Here is a 12652-nt window from a genome sequence, read left to right on the forward strand (position 1 = left end):
TACATTAAGAATAAAAAAACGCACTTCTCGAGGTGCGTTTTTTTATGGCTGTTTTAAAAAGTGAAATGGTAAGTTATATGGTTACGTATGGCAGGTGACATTTTTCTCGTTTGCTGTGTGACCGCGTCATTTTTCGAGCCTGCAAAAATTTCTCCCAGCCATACTGACTCTTTCTTAAAGTGGGGCAGCTATGCCTTAATCGCATTAATTATTAGCACTTCATAGGTCAAATTGACGCAAGGCTGACCACTCTCATCTTGTCCCGAAAACTGCTGCCAATAGTCCACTTCAAACTGTTGTAGTCGTGCCCTTGTCCATCTGAACGGCTTGGTATTTTCTGAGGTATTGTTTGCTGAAATACTGCTTGGTGAATGAACTTGCATTGGTGTCAGTGTCTGTACTTGAGTTCGATTGGTCGAAACGCCGGTGAGCTTCATGTGTTTAAGCACATCGTAAGGGCGGGAAAATTGTAAATCAAAGCGTTGGATGGATAATTGGCTATTTTCAAAACCAGCGTTGTCCAATGCCAGTTGCCATGCCTCGTTAGAGGGATATGTTAATCCCTGACCTGTTAGCGCTTTTATTTGCAAAAAGTTATTCGGGGTAAACGTATTAAATAGCAACTGTCCACCAGACTGTAGGCGACTAAATGATTGCTGTATAACCCTCAAAGGGTCATCGAACCACTGCACGGCATTAGCACTAATAATTAAGCTGTGCATATCATTCAACGTACCACCTAAATTCATAGTTTCAGCATCGCCAATCGCTATCTTGGCTGTTGGTAATAGTAACTGTAGGGTCGCTGTTTGCTGAGCAGATAGCTCGTTAATGGTCCATTGCGTGCTCTTTAGGTGGGCCGCTAGTAGGCGGGTCATCTGTCCTGTACCTGCGCCAATCTCTAGCACGCTTTCTTGATTATGGTGGGCAATATTGGCTAATAAAAGCTGACAAACCTTCTGCTGAACATCGGCATGCCGCTCATAATCGTTAGCACGAGCAAAATGATGAGCGATAGTTTGCTTTCTGACACTAAGACCGCACTGTGCGCTTTTATATGACATAGAGTGTGTTTTATCCAAATAAATTTGTTGGGTCAATAACATAAGTCATGTAAATGCTAAGGCGTTTAAACACTGAGGCTTTCAATTGTAGAACACCCAATCGTAGAATACCCAATCGTAGAACACCCAATCGTAGAATACCTAATCACAGAATAGCTAATTATAAATGCTTTATCAGCCGCTGGCAGTCCTCGTCAGTCAGCGCCGCGTTCATCACCAATCGGATGCGCGCAGTATTTGCAGGAACAGTAGGCGGTCTAATGGGCAAGGCATAAAACCCAGCATCTTGTAGCTGTTGAGCCTTGGCTATAGTGCTGGCGTTATCCCCTAATATATAGGGCACGATAGGTGAGTCATAACTCATTTGTGGAATGAATGAGGCGTCGTCGTGTTGCTGATTGACCGCTTGTCTGACATGCTGACTGAGCTGTAATGATAACCTTGCCAAGTGCTGGCGCTGATTATTTAACTGCGGCATTTTTGCCAAAATAAAGCGCGTCCAAGCATGGTTGATGGGTGGTAGCGCGGTACTAAATATAAGCGGACGCATATGGTTAATCAGCCATTGTCTAACCACGTCATCACAAAGAATATAAGCCCCCACTGAGGTAAAAGCTTTACCAAAAGTACCCACTAAATAATCGATATCTATTAGGGTCTGCGTTTCTTCTGCCAACCCTAAGCCTTGATTGCCTAGGACTCCAGTGGCATGTGCCTCATCTACATACAGTTCAATGCGGCTATCTACAGCTTTTAATTGTATTAATTTGTGTAAGTCGGCGCGGTCGCCATCCATACTAAAGATGCTTTCTGTTACGATAATGATCCGTTCAACGGTAGCGTCAGCTCGTTCAATCATAAGTGCTAACTGTTGATAATCATTATGTCGATAACGCCGATAGGCACACAACTTGCTTTGGCTGAGGCGTATTCCATCGATGATACTGGCATGTACCAATTTGTCAGCTAAGATGAGCGTTTTGACGGGCAAAGCGGTCAGTGCTGGCAGGATACCAATATTGGCATGATAGCCACTGTTGATTACCAGAGCAGATTTTGAAGGGGTTTTTGAAAGAGACTTATCCTGTAACGGGTCTGCTGCTGCCTGATACCACTGCTGTAACTCAGCTTCAAGTGCTTGTAATTGCTCATCGTTACCCGTCAGTAGCCGCGAAGAAGTGGCACTCATTTTAGGCATTGGTCGCAGTGATGGCTGTTGTATCTGTGTCAGAAATTCTACCTGCAACTCACTATCGCCACCTAAGCCTAGATAATCATTACTGGCAACATTAAGCAGCTTCTTGCCCTTATCAATAATATAGGGGCCTTGATGCTCAAGATTAGGTAATTGGCGGTATTGCTGAGAGACCTTGAGAGAATCAAGCGCTTCTTGTAAACGAGTCGTGATTGGATTGGCCATTTTTTGTTGCCCTTCGATATTTTCTCTATTTTCACACATTATGACTATTAAAATATCGTTGAATAGACAGAGATTTATTACATAAATCTAGCGGTTGTAACAAAAGATTTCATATCTAGGCCTTTGTAACTTGAGTGCTGACAAACACTTGCAAAAATTAACTGTCATACCATCAAACACTGACAGAGTATAAGAAATACTTTGTTACTATGTATACATCGTTAGCAAACAAGGCGATATGGCTATAACAGCCTGTATAAATAAATAACTTGTTTGTCAAAATTGATTTTAAGGAGATGACGATGAAAACTCTACAAAAAACTTTACTCGCCCTAGCAGCTGGTTCTTTATTGAGTGTTAGCGCACAAGCGGCCGTCTCTTATGGTAATGGCTATACGGGTCAACCGTACGTCGGTGTAAAAGTAGGTCAGTTTGACTTAGACCGTTCTGGTACCGATGATCCAACAGCTTACGGTGTGTATGGTGGTTATAATTTTGACCCTAATTTCGGTGTTGAAGCTGAATATCTAGGTTCAAACGACGCTGATTATGGAATAAACGGTGAAGTTGACGCCAAGACTTATGGCTTATACGGTACTTATCGTTACGCATTCCCAAATACTGGGCTATATGCTAAAGGTAAACTAGGTGTTGCTAAGACTGAGGTAGAAGGTTCTGGAGTTGGAGTACTAAACTTCTCAGACAGTGATACCAGTCTGGCTGGTGGTGTTGGTCTAGGTTATGCAGTAAACCCTGACTTTAGTGTCGAAGCTGAGTATGACATGTTAGGCAGCGACGCAGATCTTATGACTGTTGGTGCACATCTAAAATTCTAAGTTTATTAGCATAGATTATCTTAAAGGTAATCATATTATTTAATAAATAAGATTTTAGAAACCAAAAAACGATCACTTTAGGTGGTCGTTTTTTTTTGCGTGTATTTTTGAGTATGAACACTTTACAAAATTATTTAATACGCAGTAGGTCAAACTAAACTGGCGATACACGAGTAATATTGACCTAAAAGTCAATATTCGCTGTGAAATTATGCTACATTAAAGCTTGGGTTTGTGAAGAAAAAGGAGACGACAATGATTGATACTATGTGGATTATTGAGCCATGGCATTGGCTGATACTAGGATTCTTATTATTAATTGTTGAGATGTTTATTCTGACCTTTGCTACCCTTTGGTTTGGCGTGGCTGCTGTGATTGTCGCAGCATTGTCATGGCTATTGCCTATTCCTATACTGTGGCAAGTACTTATTTGGCTAGTTTTATCCGTCATATTTATGTTTGCCTGGTTCAAATATATCAAACCATTATCAGTGGACCGTACCAAGGCAGGATTGGGTGGCAGTATCATTATCGGTGAGACCGGAATGATCGTGGTCAAACCGCATTTAGATAAGCTCGGACGGGTGCGTTTTAGTGTACCGATTGTAGGAGCGGATGAATGGTTCTGCCGCACGCATGACGAAGAGGTTGAAGTAGGCGACCGAGTGGTAGTAACGGATATTATCGGTAATGAGCTTATCGTTGCGCCGACTCAACGAACGACACCTATTAAACAGATTGCAGCGCCGGTTACTGCTAATGGTCCAGTTATTAATAAACTTAAAATTAATGATATTGATCATCATGAAATTAAGCACAATAAGCTGAGTTTGAATAAAGGAGGTCTTGATAGAGCTCGCCTTGAGAAAAAGTTTACCGACAATTAAGCCAATATACTCTCGTTCAGCATAACCAAGACTTACAGCACTTCAGAATGATAGATATACAACAAACACAACATTGCCGCAGCATACATAGACAGCAATGATTGAGGAGAACATCATGAACAGCATCCTAAGTATCATGAACAGCGTTAATATCGTTATACTGATACTAGTAGCCCTAATTGCCTTGACAGTCTTTAAAGGGGTACGTATTGTCCCACAAGGCTATAAATGGATCGTGCAGCGATTAGGGAAGTACAACGAAACGCTTGAACCAGGCTTAAACTTGATCATTCCTTTCGTTGATAACGTTGCCTATAAAGTAACTACCAAAGATATCGTACTTGATATTCCTTCTCAGGAAGTGATTACTCGTGATAACGTAGTAATAATCGCTAATGCGGTCGCTTACATTAATATTGTGCGCCCTGATAAAGCGGTTTATGGTATCGAAGACTATGAATATGGTATTCGTAATCTAGTGCAGACCTCTTTGCGTTCAATCATTGGTGAGATGGATTTGGATAATGCCCTGTCTAGCCGCGATGAAATTAAAGCCAAGCTAAAACACGCCATCTCGGAAGATATTTCTGACTGGGGTATTACGTTAAAAACGGTAGAAATTCAAGACATTAACCCTTCTCCGACCATGCAAATGGCGATGGAAGAGCAAGCAGCCGCTGAACGTCAGCGCCGTGCAACGGTTACTCGTGCCGATGGTCAAAAGCAAGCTGCTATCTTAGAAGCTGATGGTCGCTTAGAAGCATCAAGACGTGATGCTGAAGCTCAAGTCGTACTCGCTAAAGGTTCTGAAGAGTCTATTCGACTCATTACTGGTGCGGTGGGAGAGGAAGATATGCCGATTATTTACTTGCTTGGTGAGCAATATATCAAAGCGATTAAAGATTTGGCTGAGTCTGATAACTCGAAAATGGTGGTCATCCCTGCTGATATCTTAAGTACGGTTAAAGGTATGGTAGGTGATAAGTTAAAAGCATAGAAAATGTTAATTTAACTACATCCTAGCTCGTTAATCTCTAAAATAGTCAGTTAGCATCTCATGCGCTGACTATTTTTTTGTCTATAAGTTAACAACAAACTGGTATTTATATTACTTTTTAATGACGATGACTTTTCTATTACTCATAGCATCAAGTTAAATAACTTTAGAAAAACGGTTGCTATGATTTTTCTCAATATATTCATCAAATACCATGGCTACATTACGAGCTAGCAAACGACCCTTGGGTAAAATCCGAATGCCCGCTATATCCATATCGATAAGCTTGTCTTTTTGCATCTCACCGAGCTGTTGAATTTCATCAATAAAGTAAGTAACAGCATCGATACCAAAATTTTGATTGACGTCTTTAAAGTCGATATAGTCATGACACAATAAATTCATGATTACATACTCACGTAAGCGATCCTTGATCGAGGTTTTGATAACCTTGACCGCCGGCATGATAGTAGGATTGTTGTGCGCTGCGTTAATATTATCTTGATACACCTGTAAATCAGTAGGGTTCTGTAGAATATAACTGCTATTAGCATTAATGATTTGGCTGATTGCTGACACCCCAAAACCTAATAAATCACAGTCGCCCATGATGGTATAACCCTGAAAATTACGATGGAGATGACCTTCACGCTGTGCTACCGCCAGCTCATCATCAGGCTTAGCAAAGTGATCAATACCAATATATTGATAACCAGATTCGGTCAAGGTGTTGATGGTATTACCGAGCATACTGAGCTTGGCTGCTGGGTCCGGTAGGTCTGCATCTTTTATCTGACGCTGAGCTTTAAAGCGCTCAGGCAAATGCGCGTAGTTAAACACTGATAAACGATCTGGTGACATTTCAATAATACGTCGTACGGTCTTATCCAAGGTTGCCGGAGTCTGATGTGGCAAACCATAAATCAAGTCGATATTGATAGAATGAAACCCTAAATCGCGGGCTTCATTTAAAATAGTGGCAATCATTTCTGCTGAATGTACCCGATTCACGGCGACTTGTACCGCTTCTTCTAAATCCTGCACACCTAAGCTAATCCGATTAAAGCCTAAGTCACGTAGAGTTTGTAAGGTTGAGTCACCAAGCTCGCGCGGGTCAATCTCAATAGAGTAATCACCTTCATCTTCTGGCAAAAATTCAAATTGAGTTTGTAAGAATTGCCAAAGCTGTACCAACTCTTCATCACGCAAAAATGTCGGTGTACCGCCACCTAAATGTAGCTGCTTAACCAGCGGTTTTTCATTGTTCTTTAATGTGGGCAATAAGCTACGCTTGTGCTTAATTTCAGCGATAAGATACTGCAGGTAGTCCCCTGAGTCACTATTTTTTTTGGTGATAATTTTATTACAGGCACAGTAATAGCAAAGATGACGGCAAAATGGAATATGAAAATATAGAGACAACGGTGTATGAGTCTCGTGGTTTTGTAGAATTTTTGCTTCTAGTCCGTCTGCTATTGGCGAGAGCTCTAAAGCAGTCGGGTAGGAGGTATAGCGTGGCCCTGAACGATTGTATTTATTAATAATTACTTCATCGAACGTTGGCAGTTGTTTGCTAGCCTGAGCACCGCGAAGGCTGGCATAAGGGCTAGTCTGCTGCACAACGGGGCGCACAGTAGTGGCCTGCTCGTGAGGCTGCGTGTTTGCATTGCTAGGTGGCTGCTGGGTGTTTTGATACTCTGAGTCTTCTGACATGCGACTTTCCTCGTTTTGATCCTATTTATTACTGTTTTTCATGTTGTTAGTGCATCATTATTCAAAAATTGTTCGTAGTCTGGCTAAACGGTACTAATGATAGATTTTATTAGCGATAGCTAAGTAAATTAAAGCCATGCATTTACTATAACTTTTATTGTGATAGTGATGGTTAAATAAATAATGATTATTATAACAAATCCTTTTTATTAGTAGGGCTTTAGGAGGGTTTTTTACATGTGATGTCGTTCGTTTTTCTGTTTAATAGACTCGCCAATAGTAAGACATGAGATTTGCGTGCAGATAGCTGATGCTCTATCATTAATAATTCCCTATATCAGGAAGTTCTCATGTCGTTTGCTCAGGTGTCCACTCGTTCGGTCGTTGGTTTGCACGCGCCGTCAGTTATTATTGAGGTCCACCTATCATCAGGTTTGCCGGCCCTGACTATCGTGGGTTTGCCAGCAGCGTCAGTTCGTGAGAGCAAAGATCGAGTACGCTCCGCTATTCTAAATTCCGGCTTTCAGTTTCCTAATCGACGCCTCACCATCAATTTAGCACCTGCGGACTTGCCAAAAGATGGCGCGCGGTTAGATCTACCTATTGCGATTGGTATTTTGGCCGCCAGTGATCAGCTTGATCCAGAAGCGCTGTCAGCGTTTGAGTTTATCGGGGAGTTAGCACTGAATGGTGAGTTGAGACAAGTGACGGGTAGCTTAGCCATAGCGCGGGCGATGAAAGCGGAGTCGCTGACATTAGGAGAGTTACAAGCGCAGCGGCAATTGGTTGTGCCAACAGATAATGGTGCTGAGGCCAGTCGGGTTGAAGGAGTGACTGTTTTAGCAGCAAAAAGTCTAAAAGCAGTCTGCGATCATCTAAAGTCATTAGCAGACCCCAAGGCGACGGATGCACGTTTGGCTGTTGTACCCCTCAGCCGCATCCAAGCCAATGCCGTCTACCAGGTAGATTTAGTAGATGTTAAGGGTCAGCATCATGCGCGGCGAGCGTTAGAAATTGCGGCGGCAGGTGGGCATTCGTTATTATTCACTGGACCGCCCGGTTCTGGTAAGACGCTAATGGCATCACGGCTACCGACTATCTTGCCGGATTTGAGCCCAGAAGATGCGTTAGAAGTTGCTAGCACCTATTCGGTCGCGGACAGTGATTACGATTATGGTACGCGTCCTTTTCGACAAGTCCATCACACGATATCGGCCGTCGCACTAGTTGGCGGTGGCTCAAAGCCAAAACCTGGAGAGATTACTCTAGCTAATAAAGGTGTATTGTTCTTAGACGAGTTACCTGAGTTCGACCGCAGTGTGTTGGAGGTACTGCGTCAGCCGTTAGAAGCCAAGCAAATCACTATTAGCCGTGCCAATTCGCAAATAACTTTTCCTGCAAACTTTCAGTTGATTGCAGCGATGAATCCTTGTCCCTGTGGCTATTATGGCGATACGTCAGAGCGTTGTCGCTGTCGTCCTGAACAGATTAAGCGCTATCAAGATAAGCTATCAGGACCGCTACTTGATCGGATCGATTTACACATTACTGTGCCTGCATTACCGATTGCTGATTTGCAAAATAGTAGCGCTGGTGAAACTTCCGAGCAAGTACGTGCTCGCGTTTCAGTTGCTCATAAGCGTCAACTTGCGCGGCAACAAAAAGTCAATAATGAGTTAAGTCCTAGTGATCTTGATAAACACGTAACACTAGGCGAGGGCGAGCAACAATTATTACAGATGGCACAGCAGCGCCTTAATCTATCGGCCCGTGGCTATCACCGGGTATTGCGAGTCGCCCGTACGATTGCTGATCTGGCAGATAGTTTAGATATTACTAGCGCTCATGTGTCAGAAGCGCTTAGCTATCGGAGTAAATAGTATTGATTTTCTTTGCAGACAGTGTCGTCTAGAATAATCCAGTAATATTGCCAGCGTCGTCCACATCAATGCGTTCGGCTGAAGGACGTTTGGGTAGACCTGGCATTTTCATGATAGGCCCGCAGATAACCACAATAAATCCTGCACCGGATGAGATGTTAATGTCACGCACATGGATATCAAAGCCGGTAGGCCGTCCGAGTAGCTTGGCATCATCGCTTAGTGAATATTGAGTCTTGGCGATACAGATAGGCATTTTATCTAGATTGAGCGTTTCTAATTGGCGGATTTTAGATTGCGCAAGTCTACTGATATCAATATCCTTGGCGCCATAAATACGTTGCGCAACCGTACGAATTTTATGCTCAATGCTATTGTCACTGTCATAAGCCAAACGGAATTGGCTGGGTTGGTTCTCTTTATCTTTGAGTAGCTTAAGCAGTGCATTCGCTAACGCTTCCCCGCCAGCACCGCCTTTTTCCCACACTTGAGTTAAAGCAACTTCCACACCTTTTTCCCGGCACGCTTGTCGTACCATTTCTATTTCGGCATCGGTATCGCTGACAAACTGGTTAATGGCGACTACTACTGATAAGCCGTATACCTCTTGCATATTCTCGATGTGTTTGAATAAGTTGGGTAGACCTTGTGCAAGCGCTGGCAAGTTTTCAGCGGTCAGCTCATTTTTAGCAACGCCACCATTATACTTTAGTGCTCGAATGGTGGCCACGATAACGGCAGCATCTGGCGTGAGACCTGATAGTCTGCATTTAATATCACAAAACTTCTGCGCACCAAGGTCAGCGCCAAAGCCAGCTTCAGTGAGAGTGTAATCTGCCAAATGCATGGCAACGCGGGTAGCAATTACCGAATTACAGCCATGAGCGATATTCGCAAAAGGACCGCCATGAACAATGGCTGGCGTGCCCTCAATGGTTTGCACCAAGTTGGGCTTGAGCGCCTCTTTTAGTAAGGCGGTCATAGCACCATGGGCATTGAGGTCTCTGGCATAAACGGGCTGTTTGTCTTTGTTGTACGCAACTAAAATATTACCCAAGCGCTGCTTTAAATCGGCCAAATCCGTCGCTAAGCAAAAAATAGCCATAACTTCAGAGGCAACAGTGATATCAAAGCCATCTTCACGCATGACGCCATCGGTGGTTTTGCCCAGACCACTAATAATATTGCGCAGCTGGCGGTCGTTCATATCCACTGCCCGCCGCCAAAATACCTGTTTGGGGTCAATATCTAGCTCATTGCCTTGATAAATGTGATTATCTAGCATTGCGGCCAGTAAGTTATTTGCCGCACTAATAGCATGAAAATCACCGGTAAAATGTAGATTAATATCTTCCATTGGTAACACTTGCGCATAACCACCACCAGCCGCACCACCTTTCATACCAAACACTGGGCCTAATGAAGGCTCACGTAAGGCAACCATCGTTAGCTCAGCAGAGTTTTGCTGTTGATGCACGCGGTTTAAAGCATCAGCTAGACCAATCGTTACTGTAGTTTTACCTTCACCGGCAGGCGTCGGATTAATGGCAGTAACTAATATTAATTTGCTGCGTTTGGCTTTAGCAGGTTTGGCAAATACATCATTGGGGTTTATCTTCGCCTTGTAGTGGCCGTAAGGTTCTATATTATTGGTGGATAGGCCGATTTTTTCGGCAATGCTATTGATTGATTGTAAAGTTGCGCTCTGGGCGATGGCAATATCGCTAGGTACGGTCATGTTAAAGGTCTCTTTAGTAGTTATATCACTTTAATACTATTTTATATTGGGCCCAAAAAAACAACCTCAGCAAACTCGCTATGTTAATCTTTGGGAGCGGTATGATATGGGCATGTCGTCGAGACTTTTGGCGTTCATATTTTTAATTAGAGCACCAAAAGCTAGACACCAAAAACTAGACACTAAAAACTAGGACGCGACAAGTTTATTTGTTTATAAGATAAGCAAGCAAATCTGCGAAATTATCAAATGCCTGATTTGGCTCACTGTCACGGATATCTTTGCCGTAATTATAACCATAAGACAATCCGATAGTATCGATGCCTGCATTCTTGCCAGCTGAGATATCATTGATAGAATCACCAATCATAAATGCTTGGTTTGGGTCAAATTTAAGGGTCTCGCAGACATGCAGTAGCGGGGCAGGATCAGGTTTTTTAACCGGTAAGCTATCACCACCTAACACTATATCAAATAGTGGCGTCCAGCCTAAGCCCTCCAAAATCTTAGGGACAAAGCGAATGGGCTTATTAGTGACTAATGCTAAGGTAAAGCCCGCCTCTTTTAATTGTCTCAAACCTTGGTCAACATTAGGATAAGCAGTGGTTTTGCTAGAGTCATGGGCACCATATGCCGCAAAGAATAAGCGTTCAGCGGCTTCCACTTCTGCTACAGATAAGCTTATATCAACTTCAATACTACCTGATAGAGCGCGTTCAACCAGTGATCGTGCACCATTACCTACCCATTCTTTTATGGTATCAATCGGATAAGTCGGTTTGCCCAATTGTGTGAGCATAATATTAGTGGCATCAGCCAAGTCAGGGACGCTATCAATTAAGGTGCCATCAAAATCAAAAATCAAAAGTTTTTTAGTCATTATTTAATCTCATTGTAGCTTGTAGTATGAAAGGGTGGCGTAACGTGTTGTTCTAAGCGTATTGGTTCTTACCTTAGCACAGCGGGCTATTGAGTCTAAAATTATTATAGTTTATTTTGTGACTTGCCGTCGTTATTCAACCTCTTGATAGCGTTGTCGATGCTCAGCTTTCATAGCAAGATAATCTTTGTTTTTTCGGCAACAATCCCATTTTTGTTCAAAGATACGTGCGGACTCAGTCTTAATGGGATCTTCTGGTTGGCATGGCAGCTCTTCACGGCCATGTGCGCCACTTTGGCCCTTCTTTATCGTCAGGTATAACGCCTTTATACTTCTTGCCACCTCTATGATTGGCATAACGCCGCGCCCGTGTGTAACCTATTTGGATGAACTTACGTGCCATATCCGCACCGACAAAGTCATCAGCGGCTAGATACAAACAACAGCCCAATAGTGTTATACAAGCGTATCGTAGGTTTTTAAGCAATAATCTATAAGCATAAAAAAACCCCCAAACGTGAACGTTTAGGGGTCTTTTATTTAATATTTCCTAGAATCTAGTAACGAATGGTGGCTCGAGGCAGGTTCGAACTGCCGACACACGGATTTTCAATCCGTTGCTCTACCGACTGAGCTATCGAGCCGTCTTCGTTGAGGCGTCATTAAACTAAATATAGGCGTTACTGTCAAGCTGTTTTTGCTTTATTTGCTATAAAAGATAAGAAACAGCCTGCTAATTCAAAATATTTTACCTTATTCTACAAAATAATCGCTTTTAGTTTTTGATACTTAGCAGATCGTATTCACTCATGATGTGGTGGATATCGCTATCAACGGGCACGAACTGGCGGACACCTTTTTTGACTTCGGCATCATAGACCAACTTGATAAACTTTGCATCAATCGCACGATTACGGTTTTCTGGATGCACTGTTAAATATTGCAGGCGTTTGGCATCAGTCTGCCCATCATCAAAGCAGCCTACCGCAGCGATAGGTTTGTCATTGAACATGCCAACATATAGACACTGCCCACGTTTAAACCCTTGTTCTACAATCCCCAAAACTTCTGCGCCATTGGGATGTTTATCATCAGTATCATACAGGGCCTGCAAGCGTTCGGCTAATTCATGTTCGCGAGCTGGCTTTTGAATAAGGGGGGCATCTAAGCTATTGATAGCAATGGCTTCTAAAGGCATCGTTAGTTCCTATTGTCTAGTAAGGAGTGTCTAGTAGG

General features: G+C 42.9%; 9 protein-coding genes, 1 tRNA gene and 2 pseudogenes. 4 read left to right on the plus strand and 8 right to left on the minus strand.

The window, feature by feature from the left end:
* Positions 1–188: 188 nt before the first annotated feature.
* Positions 189–1064 (minus strand): methyltransferase domain-containing protein, encoded by an 876-nt coding sequence (locus H4W00_RS02580; protein ID WP_209956106.1) that lies wholly within the window; start codon positions 1062–1064, stop codon positions 189–191.
* A 160-nt stretch (positions 1065–1224) separates the two neighbouring features.
* The gene (locus H4W00_RS02585; RefSeq protein ID WP_209958845.1) at positions 1225–2484 is read right to left on the minus strand and encodes an 8-amino-7-oxononanoate synthase; all 1260 of its coding nucleotides are present in this window, start codon (positions 2482–2484) and stop codon (positions 1225–1227) included.
* Between the two features lie 302 nt (positions 2485–2786).
* On the opposite strand from H4W00_RS02585, the gene H4W00_RS02590 reads away from it, so the two are divergent.
* From H4W00_RS02590 to H4W00_RS02600, 3 genes and pseudogenes are all read left to right on the plus strand, one after another.
* Positions 2787–3320: a porin family protein gene (locus H4W00_RS02590; RefSeq protein WP_209956107.1), complete on the plus strand. Its 534-nt coding sequence runs from the start codon at positions 2787–2789 to the stop codon at positions 3318–3320.
* Between the two features lie 255 nt (positions 3321–3575).
* Positions 3576–4031 (plus strand): annotated as a pseudogene (locus H4W00_RS02595) (NfeD family protein); the annotation flags it as partial.
* A 313-nt stretch (positions 4032–4344) separates the two neighbouring features.
* Complete coding sequence (locus H4W00_RS02600; protein ID WP_209958846.1) at positions 4345–5205, plus strand: SPFH domain-containing protein; 861 nt, start codon at positions 4345–4347, stop codon at positions 5203–5205.
* 156 nt (positions 5206–5361) lie between these two features.
* On the opposite strand, the gene hemN is transcribed toward H4W00_RS02600, so the two are convergent.
* Positions 5362–6825 carry an oxygen-independent coproporphyrinogen III oxidase gene (gene hemN, locus H4W00_RS02605; RefSeq protein ID WP_442793098.1) on the minus strand — a complete coding sequence of 488 codons (1464 nt, stop codon included), beginning with the start codon at positions 6823–6825 and terminating at the stop codon, positions 5362–5364.
* Between the two features lie 443 nt (positions 6826–7268).
* Between hemN and H4W00_RS02610 the strand changes: the two genes are divergently transcribed.
* Positions 7269–8798: a YifB family Mg chelatase-like AAA ATPase gene (locus H4W00_RS02610; RefSeq protein WP_209956110.1), complete on the plus strand. Its 1530-nt coding sequence runs from the start codon at positions 7269–7271 to the stop codon at positions 8796–8798.
* Positions 8799–8826: 28 nt separating this feature from the next.
* Here the strand turns inward: H4W00_RS02610 and H4W00_RS02615 are convergent, their stop codons facing one another.
* The 5 genes and pseudogenes from H4W00_RS02615 to H4W00_RS02635 all read right to left on the minus strand — a co-directional run bounded on the left by H4W00_RS02615 (position 8827) and on the right by H4W00_RS02635 (position 12614).
* Positions 8827–10536, minus strand: a complete 1710-nt coding sequence (locus H4W00_RS02615) for a formate--tetrahydrofolate ligase (protein WP_209956111.1) — start codon at positions 10534–10536, stop codon at positions 8827–8829.
* Positions 10537–10741: 205 nt separating this feature from the next.
* Complete coding sequence (locus tag H4W00_RS02620) at positions 10742–11416, minus strand: phosphoglycolate phosphatase (RefSeq protein WP_209956112.1); 675 nt, start codon at positions 11414–11416, stop codon at positions 10742–10744.
* Between the two features lie 132 nt (positions 11417–11548).
* A pseudogene (locus H4W00_RS02625) lies at positions 11549–11852 on the minus strand (DUF4385 family protein); the annotation flags it as partial.
* Positions 11853–11984: 132 nt separating this feature from the next.
* Positions 11985–12060, minus strand: a tRNA-Phe gene (locus tag H4W00_RS02630).
* Between the two features lie 131 nt (positions 12061–12191).
* On the minus strand, positions 12192–12614 hold the full coding sequence (locus H4W00_RS02635; protein ID WP_209956113.1) for a hypothetical protein: 423 nt from the start codon (positions 12612–12614) through the stop codon (positions 12192–12194).
* Positions 12615–12652: the final 38 nt, after the last annotated feature.

Origin of the sequence: Psychrobacter sp. PL19, from assembly GCF_017875835.1 — a bacterium.
Taxonomy (GTDB): domain Bacteria; phylum Pseudomonadota; class Gammaproteobacteria; order Pseudomonadales; family Moraxellaceae; genus Psychrobacter.